The following is a 16,545-nucleotide window of genomic DNA, read 5'->3' as shown; positions in this document are numbered from 1 at the left end:
TCTCATCGCGGCTGGCACGGGACCATAGGCGGCGTGAAGCGGCAGGGGAGCGGCCCCGGTCGCGAATTCCGAATACCAGAAATTTTGTTGACAGGGTCCCCAAATCAGTGGTTTGATCCGGCCATCCCGCCCGCACTGAGAGGGGCGCATCGCGATCGTCACGGGACGTTGCGGCGGGGAGCGGTGGCCGCGGGGCGACGCAGCATCTCGATGGAGGTGCGGACGAACGTCGCCTTCGCGGACGGTCAAGCCGTGTGGTCCCGACACCCCGACGCTGGTGTCTTGATTGGCGACGATTGCCGATGACGGGGGCAAGCAAGCCCGGTCCCCTGGGAGAGCACGGAGCAGCCGTTCAAACCATTGCGCAGGGAAGGCCGGGTTGTTTCCGGCTGAGCCTGTGGTTCCTTCCCCGTGCACTTCTTTCGCACGGGGGCCGCGGGTGCCAGTCGGCACTCGGCCTTCCCTGCGCCCTCTCAATTGACGAGGACGCCAATGGCAGCACAGCTCGGGCCGAAATGGCCGCGGGATCGCGGCGGCATGGCTGTGAGCAAGGCTGCGACGCGCGGTAGGCTGTTTGACAGGGTGGAATGGATCAAAGAGCCTGGCTCAAGCGAGACTTGGGGGCTCAAACGCCCGGCTTCGCTAAGAAGCTTCGCCGGGCACGCTTCGCCCTTCGCCCTTCGGCCTACGGCCTACGGCCTACGGCGCGGCTGCGCCACGCGTAGCCCGAAGGGCGAAGCGTGGTGCCGCAAGAGGGACTCGAACCCCCGACCCCGTCATTACGAATGACGTGCTCTACCAGCTGAGCTATTGCGGCGAACCAAAGCAGCGCGTGCCCGGTACGAGGCCGGACCACGCGAACGCGCTCCTGATATCGGGCGGACGCGCGGTTGGCAAGGACCACGCGCGCTGCCGCGCCCCGGAATCGAGCCGGTGTGACCCGGCGAGCCGGGCAGGCGGCGTCCGCCTGCCCCGTGGGCGGGCCTCAGCCGCCGAATCGCGACCAGAATCCGCGCCAGCCGCCGGCCTGGACCTTGGGCGCGATCTGCTCGGCGAACTCGTCGCGTTGCTGGTCGTCGTCGTCGACACCGGGATCGTCCGGTGGCCGCATGATCGGGACGATCGCCTGGATCGGGGTCTCCGGCGGCTTGGTCAGGTCGCTGCGGTTGCGGAACAGCGGCGTCGGCGCGGCGGCCGCGGTTTCGACCGGCTTAGCAGGTTCGGCCGGCGTCTCGGCCTCCTCGTTCGGCTCCGGCTCGGGCTCGCTGGGCGCAGCGGCCTGCAGCGGAGGCGCCGGCTCGGCGATCCCCGGACCGGGGATTTGCACCGCGGCCTCCACAGGCCTGTCCTCAGGCTTTTCAACAGGGATATCCACCGGCTTGTCGACAGGCTTCTCCACGGCCTCCTCTACAGGCTTTTCGGCCGTGGGCTCGGGGGTCGCGGTCTCGGTGGGGCGCGGCGGCTCGTTGTCCTGCAGGGTGGTCGGCGCGATCACCACCGGCGCCATTGCCGTGCCGCGGGGCGGCTCGGCGAGGCCTTCCGGAATCGCCGGGCGGCTCGGCGGGGCCAGCACGGCCTCGGCGAATTCCGAGCTGTCGATCACGCTGTTGCGCTCCGAGGGCAGGCTCGCCACCGGGGTCTGCCACTGGAAGGCATCGAGCCGGCCGGTGACCGGCGAGATCGGCCGCCAGTGGTCGCTGACATAGCCGTCCGCGGTCCAGGCCGGGTCGTGGCGGGCGCGCACCGCGCGCAAGGTCCACTCGCGCGCCTTGCCGGCATCGCCATGCTCGGTGCGCTCCAATTCGGCCATCAGCATCGCCACGCGCTGGGTCGGATCGTCCGTGAACGGCGCCAGCGCCGCGCGGGCGCGTGGGAATTCGGCGGCGTCGATCGCCGCGCGGGCCACCGCGAGTGCGCCCTCGACGTGATCGGGCGTGCGCGCGGCCAAGTTCTCGATCCGCGACAGCCGCTGAACCGCCGAATCGCCGAGCCGGACATGGGCATAGGCGTCGGCGAGGTCCGGATGCGGGCAGGATGCCCAGGCGGCCTCGATGATCTTCATGGCGCGCCGCACCTGGTGCGCCTCGCTCTCGAACTTCGCGGCCAGCACCGCGGCCGGCACCAGCGTCGGCGCCAGCTTCACCGCCTCCATCGCGCTGGAGCGGGCGAGGTCGCGGTTCTCGGTCTCCAGCGCGAGCGCGCGCGCGGTCAGCAGCACGCCGCGCTGGCGGCGGTAGGCCGGTTTGTCGATCATGCCGGCGGTGTAGTTGCCGTCGAGGATCGCCAGCGCCCCGTTCCAGTCGGCCTGGGCGCAGCGGAAGCCGAGCACGGCATGGGAGGCCCAGGTCGCGTTGGGCGCGAGCTTGAGCGCCTCGTCGGCGATGACGACAGCGGCCATCGCGTCGTCGGCGCGCTGCGCCTCGATGAACAGGCCGCGCAGGCCGAGCAGGCGGGTGTCGTGGCGCTCGGCCATGGCGCGGAACGCGCGCCGCGCGCCGTCGCGATCGCCTTCGAGCTGCGCGGCCTGCGCGTGCAGCAGCAGCGTCAGCGGATCGTCGCCCGCCAGCCGCTTTGCGGTGTCGGCATGCTGGCGTGCCGCGGTCGAATCGCCGTGGCCGATGGCCAGCAGGCCGTGGGTGATGGCGTGGCGCCCGCGCCGATGCCGGCGCTCGCGGTGACCCTTGCGGATGCGGCCGGGGGCGCGCAGCAGCGCGCTGATCAGGTTCCACACCAGCACGCAGGCCGCGATGGCCAGGCCGAGCGCCAGCACGAACACCGGCAAGGTCATGGCGATCCGCCACGGGCCCCAGTTCAAGACGACGTCGCCGGTCTGCTCGGCGACCCAGGCGGCACCCGCGGCGGCGAGGCCGACCAGGACGAGGAAAATGACGATCCGGAACATGTGCGTCCTTGGGCGTCCTATTGCGCGGGTTTGGCGAGCGCGGTCATCGCGTCGTCGGCGAATTTGCGGGCGGCCGACAGCGCGGCGTCACGGGCATCGGCTTTGGCGAGCCAGTCGTTGGCGGGGGCGCGATCCTCGGCCGAAAGGCCCTTCAGCTCGCGCCTCGCCTCGCTGAAATCGTTGCGCAGCGCGGCGGCGGTGACGCGCGCCACCACGGCGCCACGGTCGGTGCCGGCGCCATCGGTGCGCTCGACCTTGACCAGGCGGGCGGCGCCGGCGGAGAGCTTGTCGACGATCGAGGTCCCCGTGGTGCCCTCGGCCGCCGGCGGCGTCAGCTTCGGCACGATGGTCAGGAGATCGCGGCTGAGCGCGGCCGCGCTCGGCACGCCGCTCGTGGCAAAGGGGTCCAGCGGCTTCAGCGTGGCTGCATCCGGTGCCAGCGATTTCGCGGTCGCCAGCGCCGCGCCATACGGATCGCCATGGCGGACCGCGACATCGAGCAGCGCGGCGGCGATCACCCGGCGCAGCGCCGAATCGTCGGCCGGCTTGGCCGCCTCGGAGATCTTGGCGCTCTCCTGCGCCAGCGCCGCGCTCTGGCTGCGGCTCGCGCGCTCCAGCGCATCGATGCGTGCGGTCACGCCGGACAGATCGACCGGCGCCGGCACGACCGCCGGAGCCGAACCGTCGCGCGGCTGGGCCCGGATGTCGTTCAGCGCAGCCACGGTCTTGTCTGTCTGGCTGCGCAAGGCGGCGACATCGCCGCGCACGGCGGCGATCGCCTTGTCGACCGCGTCGATGCGGCCGGTGACGGCCGCATCGGGCTTGCCGATGCGCTGCTCCAGTCCGGCGACGCGGGTGGTCAGGGCCTCCAGCGCGGCGGTCTCGGGCGAAACGGCCGATGGCGGCTGCACGGGCGGCCAGCCCAGCATCCAGCCGACGCCGATCACCAGCGCCGCGGCGGCCGCGCCGGAGAACGGCGCGATGATCCAGGGCGAGACCGGGCGGGGCAGCGGCGGTGGCGGATCGGCGCGCGGCGGCTCAGCCGCGGCGACGGTCTCCTCGGGGCTCAGGCCGGCCGCCGGCGCCGGCTCGGCGCCGGGCGCAGCATGGGGATGCGATTCGCCGGCGGTCTCGGACGATCCTTCGGCCATCGCCGTGGCCGGCGCCGACCAGGGCGAGGCCGTCGGACGCTCCGCAGCGCTCTCGCTGGCGGACGGGCGCTCCTCGCGCGAGGTCGGCTCCAGATCGATGGTCGGCGGCGGCCGTTTCGGCCGCCCGGTATCGGAGGCCGGTGCAGCGGTGTCGGGTTCATCGACCATGGTGGAGGGTCCCTGGCTGAGGAAAGATTGGGCAGGCCGTCTTACGCCATTCACGTCCGCAACGCACGAGCCAGCCCTTCCAGCATGTCGTTTTCATCCGGATGCGCCGCGATTGTGACCTGCGTCGCGCCGGCCTCGCGCAGCACCTCGGCAACATTGGCCGACAGGCAGCCATGCGGCACCGCCAGCGCCGAGATTTCGACACCATCGGCCTGGATCGCCGCCACGAAGGCCGCGGCACTTCGCCGCGAATAATGCAGCACCGCCTGGATCCGATTGGCCGCAAACGCCTCGCAAATGGCGCGCGGCAGCGCCGCGACCGGCGCCATGCGATAGACCGTCTGGGTGATTACGTCGAACCCGCGCGCGGTGAGCTCGGAGGCCAGATCGCGCGAAATGTCGGCGCCGGCGAGATAGAGCAGAGTGGCCTTGGCGTCGATCACGGCGCTGTTGGCGATCAGGTTGCGCAGCGCTGTTGCATCGCCTGCGGCAGACACCACCTGCCTGAAGCCGGCGTCGCGCGCCGCAGCCGCGGTCTGGTCGCCGACGGCGAACAGCGGCAGGCCGAGCAGTGCGGACCCTTTCAACTGGGGGGCGATGGCGCGCAGCGCATTCGACGACGTGACGATGACCGCTGCAACGTCGTGGCCAATGTCCGCTGGCAGCGCGACCGGCTCGAAGCGCAGCATCGGCGCCAGCAGCACGTCGAAGCCGCGCGCGCGCAACGCCGTGGCAGTGCGCTCATTGTCGGGGGCGGGACGGGTCACCAGCACGGCCATGTGCTATGCTCCCGTCGAATACGGATCGGCCGGGTTGCAACGGACTGTTGATTGCACCTGGCGACCTCGTGGTGTTAGGCGGTTCTGCGCACTCATAATGACCAAAAGGGTTGAGATTGGGTAACGATTCGACAACGCTTGTGCTCGGCATCGAGACCACCTGCGACGAGACCGCCGCGGCCGTGGTTGCCCGTGATTCGGACGGCAAGGGCCGGATCCTGTCCAACGTCGTGCGCTCGCAGACCGACGAGCATGCCATCTATGGCGGCGTGGTTCCCGAGATCGCCGCGCGCGCCCATGTCGACATGCTCGATCATCTCATCGATGCGGCGATGCGCGAAGCCGGCATCGACTATGCCGCGCTGTCAGGCGTCGCCGCGGCCGCCGGCCCCGGCCTGATTGGCGGCGTCATCGTCGGCCTCACCACGGCCAAGGCGATCGCAATGGTGCACGATACGCCGCTGATCGCGGTCAATCATCTCGAGGCGCATGCGCTGACGCCGCGGCTCACCGACGCCATCGACTTTCCCTACTGCCTGTTCCTGGCCTCCGGCGGTCACACCCAGATCGTCGCCGTCGCCGGCGTCGGCGACTACATCAGGCTCGGCACCACGGTCGACGACGCCATGGGCGAGGCGTTCGACAAGGTCGCCAAGATGCTCGGCCTGCCCTATCCGGGCGGACCTCAAGTCGAGCAGGCCGCGCGCAACGGCAACGCCGCGCGATACGCGTTCCCGCGCCCGATGCAGGGCCGCAGCGATGCCAATTTCTCGCTGTCCGGTTTGAAGACCGCCGTGCGCAACGAGATCGGCCGGCTCGGCCAGCTGAGCGAGCAGGACATTGCGGACCTCTGCGCCAGCTTCCAGGCCGCGGTGCTCGAGTCGACCGCCGACCGCCTGCGCGTCGGCCTCGACCTGTTCAAGCAGCGCTTCGGCGCCCCGACCGCTTTGGTCGCCGCCGGTGGCGTTGCCGCCAACCAGGCGATTCGCGCCGCGCTCGATGATGTCGCGCAGAATGCCGGCACGCAGCTGATCATGCCGCCGCCGGCGCTGTGCACCGACAACGGCGCGATGATCGCCTGGGCCGGTCTTGAGCGGCTCGCGCTCGGAATGGTCGACGGCATGGACGCCGCGCCTCGGGCGCGCTGGCTGCTCGATGCCAATGCGAACGTGCCCGGCAAGTTCGCGAACACGCGCGCGGGGTTTTGAGCAGTGATGGAATTGCTCTGTCATTCCGCACGACGCGGGCGGATGGCCCTCGGGTGTGATGCGGCAAGCTGCTGCCGCACCCGCGGTGCGCCCCCCTCCCCCTTGCGGGGAGGGGTCGGGGGTGGGGGTAGCCCCACAAAGATCATCGCTCGGGGCACCCCCCTCCCCAACCCTCCCCCGCAAGGGGGGAGGGAGCGCAGCGGCGTTCGCGGCAAATGACTCGCTTCCAAACGATCTCGATCATCGGCGCCGGGGCGTGGGGTACCGCGCTCGCGGCCGTGGCTGCGCGCGCCGGCCGCGACGTTACGCTCTACGCGCGCGATGCCGACCATGCGGCGCGCATCGCCGCCGCGCGTGAGAACCCGCGCCTTCCGGGTATTCCGCTCGCCGACAGCATCGCCGTCACCGCCGACCTCGCAGAGGCCGCCTGCGCCGATGCGGTGCTGGTCGTCGTCCCCGCGCAGCATCTGCGTGGCGCGGTGATGCATCTGGCGCCGCCGCTCAGGCACGGCACGCCCGTCGTCGCCTGCGCCAAGGGGATCGAGCACGGCACCCATAAGTTCATGACCGAGGTGATCGCCGAAGCCGCGCCGCATGCGATGCCTGCGATCCTGTCCGGCCCGAGCTTTGCCGATGATGTCGCGCGCGGCCTGCCCACGGCGGTGACGCTCGCCGCGCCGGACGAGCCGCTCGCCGCAGCACTGGTGCGGGCGTTGGGCTCGGCGACCTTCCGGCCTTATCATTCGACCGACGTGCGTGGCGTCGAGATCGGCGGCGCTGCGAAGAACGTGCTGGCGATCGCGGCGGGCATCGTTGCCGGCCGCAATCTCGGCGCCTCGGCGCTGGCGGCGCTCACCACGCGCGGCTTCGCCGAGCTGGTGCGGCTCGGCCGCGCCTTCGGCGCCCGGGGCGAAACGCTGACCGGCCTGTCCGGCCTTGGCGATCTGATCCTGTCCTGCGCCGGTCCGCAGTCGCGCAACTTCGCCGCCGGCCTGGCGCTCGGCCGCGGTGAGCTGTTGCCGGCGGGCAAGCTCGCGGAAGGCCAATATACGGCGCCAGTGCTCGTCGAGCTCGCCACGTCGCGCGGCGTCGAGATGCCGGTGGCGCAGGCGGTCGCCGCGATCCTCTCGGGCGCAGTGACGATCGACGCCGCGATCGAGGCGCTGATGCTGCGCCCGTTCAAGGCGGAGGAGTAGGCGGCCTTCACGGCACCCATACGCTGTATTAGCCTGGGCGTGATCCGGTGAAGTCCGGTCGATCAACGAAGAACAATCCGCCCGAGGAAACCCCATGCGCAGATCGCACCTAGCGTTGGTGTCGGCGAGCCTTGTCTTGCTGGCCGCCACGGCCACGTCGCACGCCCAGAGCACGTCCAGCTATGACGAACTCGCCAAGAGCGAAGCCGCCGCCAATTCCGAGAACGGCAAGCGGGTCGCGCCGGTCAAGTCGATCCGCAATCCGGCCGACGAGGTCAGCCCGGAAATGCAGGCGATGATCGGCGCGCCCTATCCGCCGCATTTCAACGCCGATCCGAAGACGCCGGCGGAATGGAAGGAGCTGATCGACCGTCGTGCCAAGCTGGCGATATCAGGCCTTCCCGCGCTGAAGGAGAAGCTCGGCGTCAAGGTCGAGGAGACCAGGATCGCCGGCGTCCACTGCTTCATCGTCACGCCGAACAAGATCCCGGCCGACAATCGCCGCCGGCTGCTGGTCCACGTCCATGGCGGCGGCTACGTGTTCGGCCCCGGCGAGGCGGCGCTGCCGGAGGCGATCCTGATGGCCGGCTTCGGCGGCTTCAAGGTGATCTCGGTCGACTACCGCATGCCGCCGGACTTCCCGTATCCGGCGGCGATGGACGATGCGATCGCGGTGTGGAAGGAGCTGGTCAAGAGCAACGATCACCGCCGCATGGCGATCTTCGGCACCTCGACCGGCGGCGCGATGACGCTCGCCATGGTGCTGCGCGCCAAGGCCGAGAAGCTGCCGAAGCCGGCGGCGATCGCCCCAGGCACGCCATGGGCCGACATCGACAAGATCGGCGACAGCTACGCGGGCAATGAGTGGCTCGACAACGTGCTGGTGACCTGGGATGGCTGGCTCGGCCGCGCCGCCAAGCTCTATGCCAACGGCACCAGCCTGAAGGACCCGCAGATCTCGCCGATCTATGGCGACTTCAAGGGTTTCCCGCCGACGATCCTGACCTCCGGCACCCGCGACCTGTTCCTGAGCAACACCGTGCGGACGCATCGCAAGCTGCGCCGCGCCGGCGTGATCGCCGACCTCAACGTCTATGAGGGCCAGTCGCACGCGCAATATCAGTTCAACGTCAATGCGCCGGAGACGAAGGAGGCCTTCACCGACATCGCCAGGTTCTTCGACAGATATCTCGAGGAGTAGCGTCCTTCATCATAACAGGATTCGTCATGGCCGGGCTTGACCCGGCCATTCACGTCTTCTTTCATCCGCCCATCGAAACGAAGCAAGGTCCGTGGACGACACGTCCGCGGCATCGCGAAGGAAGCTGCGTCCATGAGCTACTGGCTGGTGAAATCCGAACCCTCGGTGTGGTCCTGGGACCAGCAGGTGGCGAAGGGCGCCAAGGGCGAAGCCTGGACCGGCGTGCGCAACTACACGGCGCGGCAGAATCTGGTGGCGATGAAGAAGGGCGAGCTCGCCTTTTACTACCATTCCAACGAGGGCAAGGAGATCGTCGGCATCGCCGAGATCATCAAGGAGGCCTATCCCGACCCGACCGACAAAACCGAAAAATTCGTCTGCGTCGACATCAAGGCGCACAAGGCCTTCAAGACCTCGGTGACGCTCGTGGCCATCAAGGCCGAGCCGAAGCTCGCCGAGATGGCGCTGGTCAAGCAGTCGCGGCTGTCGGTGCAGCCGGTGACGCCGGAAGAATGGAAGCTGGTCTGCAAGATGGGCGGGTTATAGGCGCCCCAAGCGCTTGTGAGACGCGCAGGGCGTTAGCGCCATGCGTGGTAGCGCCGGACCTGCGGCCGTCGTGAGCAGGCTGCGTCCTTTCAGGCGCCGCGCCATGATGCTACGTTCCCCTGCGGCAGGGAGCACCTGCTCCCTGTTTCCTACCGAACAGGAGGACGACATGTCCGAGAGCGTCTACAAGACCATTGAACTGATCGGTACCAGCAGTGAATCCTGGGAAAGGGCGGCCGCCAACGCGGTCGAGCAGGCCGCAAAGTCACTCCGAGACTTGCGCGTCGCAGAGGTCGTCAAGCTCGACATGCAACTCGACCCCAAGGGAAAAGTAGAAGCCTACCGTGCCAAGATCAACGTGTCCTTCAAGTTCGAAGGCTCGTGAGTTCACCTGCCGTCACCTTGCGGCCGGAGTGCTGAAGTGGCGTCGAAAGCTTTGTTGCGTACCGAGATGATGTCAGCAGCGGACCCGTCGTCCGCTGCCGATCTCTGTGATCGTTTGTTCGGACTTGAAGATCTTCCCTTGTCGAATGCGTGCCATGCGCAAATTGCCCGTCGTGTTAGTTTGTCGCAGCCTGTGCGGCTTGCGCCGTCGGGCAAATCGCCTGCACATTTCCGCGCGTCCCTGCTGCCGCATGAGGGGCGTTTCGCGACCGTCACGGATCGTTGGCAGTGGGATGCGATGGGCGTGTGTCGACGCAGCGTGAGCTACTTTGCGCGGACGAACGGCGATGCACGCACGGTCAAGTCGCGCGGTCCTGATATCCCGACGCTGATATCAACTCACGACGAAGCTTTCGCTTCGCGTGGGGATGGTGGCCAGCAAGCCGGCGCACCAGGGAGAACGCGAAGCAGCCGTTAAAACCGTTGCGCGGGGAGGGCTGGGCGTGTCCGGCCAGACCTGTGGTACCTGCCGCCTGCATTTTCTTTCGCAGGCGGGCCACGGGCGCGGCCAGCGCCCGGCCTTCCCCGCGCCCTCTGTTCGAGGAGGGCGGTGAATTTCAGCACAGCTCGGGCGCATCGTGTCGCGAGGACGAGGTCACGTGCCTTCGAGCTGCTTCTTGGAGGCAACCCAGATGCGCCAACCTCCGCTGTCGTCCCGGACAAGCGCGAAGCGCGCAGATCCGGGATCCATAATCACAGGGTTCAGTTGTCTTGCGCGGGACTCTCAGCGTGCCTGTTTCCAACATCACGCGGTATGGGTCCCGGCGTTCGCTGGGACGACACCGGTTGTCAGGCTGCAGCGCGGCTCTCACGACCATCCCAAAAAGAAAGGGGCCCCAGCTTGCGCTGGAGCCCCTCAACGGTCAGGGCATTGCCGGGTATTTGCCCGAACCGAAGTTGTGGACCAAGTCCCGTGGGACTTGCTCCCGGGAGAACTCAGTAGTTGTAGGCGCGCTCGCCGTGGTCGGTGATGTCCAGACCCTCGCGCTCCTGCTCGACGGTCGGGCGCAGGCCGATGACCACGTCGACGACCTTGTAGAGGATCGCCGAGCCGACACCCGACCACACCAGCGTGGCGACGACAGCCTTGACCTGCGCCAGCATCTGCGTGGCGAAGTCGTAGGTGCCGGCGTTGTTGCCGGTGATGTTGGTGTAGTCGGTGATGCCGACGCCGCCGAGGGCCGGGTTGACCAGGATGCCGGTGGCGAGAGCGCCGATGATGCCGCCGATGCAGTGCACGCCGAACACGTCGAGCGCGTCGTCATAGCCCAGCGCGTTCTTCACGGTGGAGACGAAGAACAGGCAGACCGGCGAGACGATCAGGCCGAGGACCAGCGCGCCGATCGGGCCGGCGAGGCCGGAGGCCGGGGTGACGGCGACGAGACCGGCGACCGCACCCGAGCAGATGCCGAGCAGCGAGGGCTTGCCCTTGACGGCCCATTCGCAGAGCAGCCAGGACAGCGCCGCACCGGCGGTGGCGACCATCGTGTTGACGAAGGCCAGCGCGGTGACGCCGTTCGATTCCAGGTTCGAACCGGCATTGAAGCCGAACCAGCCGACCCACAGCAGCGAGGCGCCGATCATGGTCATGGTCAGCGAGTGCGGGGCCATCAGCTCCTTGCCGTAGCCGGTGCGCTTGCCGATCAGGACGGCGCCGACGAGGCCCGCGATACCGGCATTGATGTGCACCACCGTGCCGCCCGCGAAATCGAGGGCGCCAGCGCCGGCGAGCCAGCCGACCGCACCGGTGACTTCGTCGAGCTTGGCCTGAGCGGCGGTCTTGGCGGCAGCGTCACCAGCGGCAGCGAGAGCCTTGGCGGCGGCAGCGACGTCATCCGGAGCTGCGATGTACCAGACCCAGTGCGCGATCGGGAAGTAGATGAAGGTGACCCAGAGCAGCACGAACAGCATCACCGCCGAGAACTTGATGCGCTCGGCGAAGGCGCCGACGATCAGGGCCGGGGTGATCATCGCGAAGGTCATCTGGAACACGAAGTAGGAGAGTTCCGGGATCACGACGCCGTTGGAGAAGGTGGCTGCGACCGAGTTGGCGTCGACGCCGTGCAGGAAGGCCTTGGAGAAGCCGCCGATCCACGAGGTCATGCTGCCGCCGTCGGTGAAGGCGAGCGAGTAGCCGTAGAGCGTCCAGACCACGCCGACCATGGCGACGATCGCGAACACCTGGGTCAGGACCGAGGCCATGTTCTTGGTGCGGACGAGGCCGCCATAGAACAGCGCGAGGCCGGGGACGGACATCATCAGAACGAGCGCGCTGGACACGAGCATCCAGGCGGTGTCGCCCTTGTTGGGAACGGGGGCGGCTGCAGCAGCGGCGGCAGGCGCGTCTTCAGCGAACGCCACATCGGCGAGGCCTGCGATGCAGAGCCCTGCAATAGCGAGCGTGACCCATCCCGCGCTGGTTGGACGCTTGAACGTCATTTTATTCTACTCCGTAAGTGTTCTGGTTTGAGCGCGAAATCAAAGGGCCGCAGCGTCCGCTTCGCCGGTGCGGATGCGCACGGCGTGGTCGAGGCTGATGACGAAGATCTTGCCGTCGCCGATCTGGCCGGTCTTGGCGGCCGTGCTGATGGCGTCGATGGTCTTGTCCACCTGGTCCGAGGGGATCGCGACCTCGATCTTGATCTTGGGCAGGAAGCTCACCGCATATTCGGCGCCGCGGTAGATCTCCGTGTGGCCTTTCTGGCGGCCGTATCCCTTTACTTCGGTGACCGTGAGACCATGAACGCCGATGGCGGTCAGGGCGTCCCGGACTTCTTCGAGCTTGAATGGCTTAATGATCGCCATAACAATTTTCATGGGTCCTATCCCCGCTTGGGCCCGGCACGGACGGTAGTTACCGAGCGCTACTTGTCGACTGAGGTTCACCACGCGGAGAGAGCTTCACGACGCGGGCACAGCCGAGGGGCTAGAATCAAATGCCGTGCCAGACGGCTGGTCAGGGCTAACGAGCCGTGAACGCTGACCTTTTCAGGCTTGAGGGGGGGAGGCCCCGCCTGCGCCATTCCGTCGCGCCCACGAAATGGGCAGGTATGCGCAAAACTTGCGCATGTCAGGCTCAGAACACAATGCTGCTCACGCCGCGGGCAGAATCCGGCGACTCAGAACAGGTCAATTGGCGTCAAATACCGCAGCTATTGCAGCGCCTCGCCGTGCTGGGAGATGTCGAGCCCCTCCAGCTCGTGCTCGCGGGAGACCCGCAGCGGCACGAAGGCGCTGACGAGCTTCAGAAGGGCCCAGGTTACGCCGCCGGACCAGACCAGGGTGACGGCGACCCCGTAGAGCTGGGCCGCGAGCTGCTTCGGGTTGCCCTCGATCAGCCCGGCGGTGCGGCCGATCGCCGCGGTGGCGAAGACCCCGGCCAGGATCGTGCCGGTGAGGCCGCCGATGCCGTGGACGCCGAACACGTCGAGCGAGTCGTCGTAATTGAAGCGGTGCTTCAGCGAGGTGCAGGCCCAGTAGCAGATGATGCCGGCCAGCGCCCCGATCACGAGGCCGTGCCAGGGCGCGACGAAGCCCGAGGCCGGCGTGATGGTGCCGAGGCCGGCGACCGCGCCGGAGATCATGCCGAGCACCGACGGCTTGCGGCGCGTCGACCATTCCAGCGCGCCCCAGGTGATCGCGCCGGCGCAGGCTGCAAGATGGGTGGTCAGGATCGCCATCACGGCATGGGCGTTGGCACCCAGCGCCGAGCCGCCATTGAAGCCGAACCAGCCGACCCAGAGCAGGCCGGTGCCGACCACGGCGAGCGACAGGTCGAAGGGGGAGAGGTTCTCGCTGCCATAGCCCTGGCGGCGTCCCATCACCAGCGCCGCGACCAGCCCGCCGGTGCCGGCGGAGAGATGCACCACGAGACCGCCGGCGAAGTCGACCACGCCGGCCTGGGCGAGGAAGCCGCCGCCCCAGATCCAATGCGCCAGCGGCACATAGACGAAGACGAACCATGCGACGCTGAACACGAGATAGGCCGAGAACCGCATCCGGTCGGCCACCGAGCCCGCCACCAGCGCCACCGTGATGATCGCGAACGTCATCTGGTACAGCATGAACAGCGCTTCGGGGATGGTCTTGGCGCCGGGGTGCACGCTGTCCATGCCCATCCCGGCCAGGAAGGCGCGATCGAGCGTGCCGATCCAGCTGCCGTCGCCGACGAAGGCCAGCGAATAGCCGAACGCGACCCACAGGATCGAGATCAGCATGACGGCGGCGAGGCTCTGCGCCATCGTCGCCAGCACGTTCTTCTTGCGCACCATGCCCGAGTAGAACAGCGCCAGGCCCGGGATGGTCATCATCAGCACCAGCGCGGTCGCGACGATCATCCAGGCGGTGTCGGCCGGTTCGATCGTGGACGGTGCTGCGGCTGCTGCTGGTGTGATGAAGGCAATGACGCCCGCTGCAGCCAAAGCTGCAGACGTGCGCAGGCAACGAGACGCGCAGGTCCCCATGACAGTCCCCCCGGCATGTCAGTTCAGATCAGGAATTTTGGTCCGGCCGCGCCGTTGCGGCGGACGTCCGGCGATCGCTCTTGTCTACAGCGCGTCGCTGTCGGTCTCGCCGGTGCGGATGCGGCGGGCGTGATCGATCGGCGTCACGAAGATCTTGCCGTCGCCGATCTGGCCGGTGCGGGCGTTGGTCGTGATCACCTCGACCGCCTTGTCGGCGATGTCGGAATTGACCGCGATCTCGATGCGCAGCTTGGGCAGGAAGTTCACGATGTATTCCGCGCCCCGATAGATCTCGGTGTGGCCCTTCTGGCGGCCGTAGCCCTTGACCTCGGTCACGGTCATGCCGTGGACGCCAATCGCGGTGAGGGCCTGGCGCACCTCGTCGAGCTTGAAGGGTTTGATAATCGCGACGACGAGCTTCATGGGGGCGCCTTGGTTTCCTCGGATCGGGCAGCCTGTTTGAGAGGCAGGCAGCGGGCGGCCGTTTTGGCCTGTTCATAGGCAAATGGCACAAAATCAGCGCAGCGTTAAGCGAAAACGTCACGGAGTGACCGATATCACTGAACGCAACGCGACATCGCCCGACAGATGGAAGACGTTTTCCTGCCTCCTTCATTCAAGGACATCCCATGTCGATTCGTTCCTGGTATTACGCAGCCCAAGGTCAGCAACAGGGGCCCGTGTCGGAAGACGATCTGCGCGACCTGATTGCCAGGGGCGTGGTCTCCGCGGAGACGCTGCTGTGGAGCGACGGCATGGCCGGCTGGGAGAAGGCCGGACGCATTCCTGGGCTGATGTCCGGCGTGCCGAGCATCTCCCCCGGCGGCCCGCCCGCGTTCGACGGCGGCGGCTCGGCCGCTACCGGACCGCTCTCGGCCAAGCTCGACACCTGGTCCTATCTCGGCTGGACTCTGCTTTATGTCCTCGGCCAGTTCCTGATCGTGATCGCGCCGTGGACCGCTGTCTATCTCTACCGCTACGTGATCGAGCGGATCAGGGTGCCCGGCCGGCCCAACCTCAGCTTCATCGGCCAGCCGCTGGACATCTGGTACGTCTTCGTCGGCATGGGCGTGCTGACCTATGTCGGCATGAGCGACCAGGCGATCATCAAGCTCGCCGCCATCATTGCTCAGGCTTTCCTGGGCTGGATGATCATGCGCTGGGTGATGAGCCGGATCGCATCCAATGGCGAGCCGCTGCCGATCCGTTTCGAAGGCAGCCCCATCGTCTATTTCGGCTGGTACCTGCTGCTGATCGTGTCGGGCGTCACCATCATCGGCTGGGCCTGGGTGGCGACCGCCTGGATGCGCTGGATCTGCCGCAACATCCAGGGCACGCGGCGCGAAGTGGTGTTCAACGGCACCGGCCTGCAGGTGCTGTGGCGCACCCTTGTGTTCGTGCTCGGCTGCTCGGTGATCATTCCGATCCCGTGGCTGCTGCGCTGGTACAGCGCCTGGTACGTCTCGCAATTCGCGCTGGTGCCGCGCGGATCGCAGCCGGTCTGACGCGGCTACGCCCGGCGCTCGCGGATCGAGCCCTCCTGGGCGACCGAGGCGACCAGCGTGCCGTCGGGCTTGAAGATCGAGCCGCGGGTCAGCCCGCGGCCGCCCTGCGCGCTCGGCGAATCCTGCGCATAAAGCAGCCATTCATCGGCGCGGAACGGCCGGTGAAACCACATCGCGTGGTCGAGCGAGGCCGGCATCATGCGCTTGTCGAACAGCGTGCGGCCGTAGCGGGCCATGACCGCATCGAGCAGCGAGAAATCCGACGCGTAGGCTAATGCGCACAAATGCAGCGCCGGATCGTCCGGCAGCTTCGCCGCCGTCCTGATCCAGACGTGAATGCGCCCGTCATCGATCTTCTGGCCGAAATAGCGGCTGAGCTCGACCGGGCGCAGCTCGATCGGCCGGTCGGATTCGTAATAGCGGCGGATGAAATCCGGCATCCGCTGGAAGACCTCCTGAAACATCGGCTGCTTGGAGATCTCCTCCGCGGTCAGCTTCTCCGGCGGCGGCACGTCAGGCATCTTGTCCTGATGGTTGAACGCGCTCTCCTCGTCGCTGTGGAACGATACCATGATGGAGAAGATCGCGTTGCCGTGCTGGATCGCGGTGACGCGCCGGGTCGCATAGCTCTTGCCGTCGCGCAGACGCTCGACCTGGTAGATGATCGGCACCTGCGGATCGCCGGGCAGGATGAAATAGCAATGCAGCGAGTGCGGCCGCCGGCCCTCGACGGTGCGGCAGGCCGCCATCATAGCCTGGCCGATCACCTGGCCGCCGAACACGCGCTGCCAGCTGGTCTTCGGGCTGTTGCCGCGGAACAGGTTCACCTCGATGGGCTCGAGGTCGAGGATCGAGATCAGGTCGATCAGTCCCTTGGACATGGCGTCGTGCTTTCGCTGGCTCGGAAGTCCGCTCCGGTCCCGTTCCGGCCGGATCAGGCATCCGGAAATGACGGTCTTGGAGGGCAGACCTTGTTTCACGC

Annotated in this window: 14 protein-coding genes and 1 tRNA gene; 6 read left to right on the top strand and 9 right to left on the bottom strand. The window is 67.7% G+C overall.

Annotated elements, in window-relative coordinates; genetic code table 11:
* Window positions 1-741 precede the first annotated feature (741 nt).
* The 4 genes from QQL87_RS09345 to QQL87_RS09330 form a co-directional block, all read right to left on the bottom strand.
* Window positions 742-817 (bottom strand) — tRNA-Thr (locus QQL87_RS09345).
* A gap of 168 nt (window positions 818-985) precedes the next feature.
* Window positions 986-2,902 (bottom strand): heme biosynthesis HemY N-terminal domain-containing protein, encoded by a 1,917-nt coding sequence (locus QQL87_RS09340; RefSeq protein WP_284417142.1) that lies wholly within the window; start codon window positions 2,900-2,902, stop codon window positions 986-988.
* A 17-nt stretch (window positions 2,903-2,919) separates the two neighbouring features.
* Window positions 2,920-4,221 carry a COG4223 family protein gene (locus QQL87_RS09335; protein WP_284417141.1) on the bottom strand — a complete coding sequence of 434 codons (1,302 nt, stop codon included), beginning with the start codon at window positions 4,219-4,221 and terminating at the stop codon, window positions 2,920-2,922.
* Between the two features lie 50 nt (window positions 4,222-4,271).
* On the bottom strand, window positions 4,272-5,000 hold the full coding sequence (locus tag QQL87_RS09330; RefSeq protein WP_284417140.1) for a uroporphyrinogen-III synthase: 729 nt from the start codon (window positions 4,998-5,000) through the stop codon (window positions 4,272-4,274).
* A gap of 140 nt (window positions 5,001-5,140) precedes the next feature.
* Here QQL87_RS09330 and tsaD point away from each other — a divergent pair, with 140 nt between their 5' ends.
* The 5 genes from tsaD (at window position 5,141) to QQL87_RS09305 (ending at window position 9,536) form a co-directional block, all read left to right on the top strand.
* Window positions 5,141-6,208 carry a tRNA (adenosine(37)-N6)-threonylcarbamoyltransferase complex transferase subunit TsaD gene (gene tsaD, locus QQL87_RS09325; protein ID WP_284417244.1) on the top strand — a complete coding sequence of 356 codons (1,068 nt, stop codon included), beginning with the start codon at window positions 5,141-5,143 and terminating at the stop codon, window positions 6,206-6,208.
* A 215-nt stretch (window positions 6,209-6,423) separates the two neighbouring features.
* On the top strand, window positions 6,424-7,404 hold the full coding sequence (locus tag QQL87_RS09320; RefSeq protein WP_284417139.1) for an NAD(P)H-dependent glycerol-3-phosphate dehydrogenase: 981 nt from the start codon (window positions 6,424-6,426) through the stop codon (window positions 7,402-7,404).
* Between the two features lie 94 nt (window positions 7,405-7,498).
* On the top strand, window positions 7,499-8,605 hold the full coding sequence (locus QQL87_RS09315; RefSeq protein ID WP_284417138.1) for an alpha/beta hydrolase: 1,107 nt from the start codon (window positions 7,499-7,501) through the stop codon (window positions 8,603-8,605).
* A 132-nt stretch (window positions 8,606-8,737) separates the two neighbouring features.
* Entirely contained in the window at window positions 8,738-9,151 is a 414-nt protein-coding gene (locus QQL87_RS09310) for an EVE domain-containing protein (protein WP_284417137.1), read from the top strand.
* 169 nt (window positions 9,152-9,320) lie between these two features.
* A complete protein-coding gene (locus QQL87_RS09305; RefSeq protein WP_231317808.1) occupies window positions 9,321-9,536 on the top strand; it encodes a dodecin family protein in 216 nt (71 codons plus the stop codon).
* A gap of 995 nt (window positions 9,537-10,531) precedes the next feature.
* Here QQL87_RS09305 and QQL87_RS09300 read toward each other — a convergent pair.
* The 4 genes from QQL87_RS09300 to QQL87_RS09285 form a co-directional block, all read right to left on the bottom strand.
* The gene (locus tag QQL87_RS09300) at window positions 10,532-12,034 is read right to left on the bottom strand and encodes an ammonium transporter (RefSeq protein WP_284417135.1); all 1,503 of its coding nucleotides are present in this window, start codon (window positions 12,032-12,034) and stop codon (window positions 10,532-10,534) included.
* A gap of 39 nt (window positions 12,035-12,073) precedes the next feature.
* Window positions 12,074-12,412 carry a P-II family nitrogen regulator gene (locus tag QQL87_RS09295; RefSeq protein ID WP_284417133.1) on the bottom strand — a complete coding sequence of 113 codons (339 nt, stop codon included), beginning with the start codon at window positions 12,410-12,412 and terminating at the stop codon, window positions 12,074-12,076.
* A 335-nt stretch (window positions 12,413-12,747) separates the two neighbouring features.
* Window positions 12,748-14,058: an ammonium transporter gene (locus QQL87_RS09290; RefSeq protein WP_284417132.1), complete on the bottom strand. Its 1,311-nt coding sequence runs from the start codon at window positions 14,056-14,058 to the stop codon at window positions 12,748-12,750.
* Between the two features lie 84 nt (window positions 14,059-14,142).
* Window positions 14,143-14,481 (bottom strand): P-II family nitrogen regulator, encoded by a 339-nt coding sequence (locus QQL87_RS09285; RefSeq protein WP_284417131.1) that lies wholly within the window; start codon window positions 14,479-14,481, stop codon window positions 14,143-14,145.
* 206 nt (window positions 14,482-14,687) lie between these two features.
* Between QQL87_RS09285 and QQL87_RS09280 the strand changes: the two genes are divergently transcribed.
* The gene (locus QQL87_RS09280; RefSeq protein WP_284417130.1) at window positions 14,688-15,563 is read left to right on the top strand and encodes a DUF4339 domain-containing protein; all 876 of its coding nucleotides are present in this window, start codon (window positions 14,688-14,690) and stop codon (window positions 15,561-15,563) included.
* A gap of 5 nt (window positions 15,564-15,568) precedes the next feature.
* On the opposite strand, the gene tesB is transcribed toward QQL87_RS09280, so the two are convergent.
* Window positions 15,569-16,444: an acyl-CoA thioesterase II gene (gene tesB / locus QQL87_RS09275; RefSeq protein ID WP_284417129.1), complete on the bottom strand. Its 876-nt coding sequence runs from the start codon at window positions 16,442-16,444 to the stop codon at window positions 15,569-15,571.
* Between the last annotated feature and the right edge of the window lie 101 nt (window positions 16,445-16,545).

Origin of the sequence: Bradyrhizobium sp. SSBR45G, from assembly GCF_030159255.1 — a bacterium.
Classification (GTDB): domain Bacteria; phylum Pseudomonadota; class Alphaproteobacteria; order Rhizobiales; family Xanthobacteraceae; genus Bradyrhizobium.
Note: the sequence above shows the minus strand (reverse complement) of the source record. Positions and strands in the feature narration are given on the sequence as shown.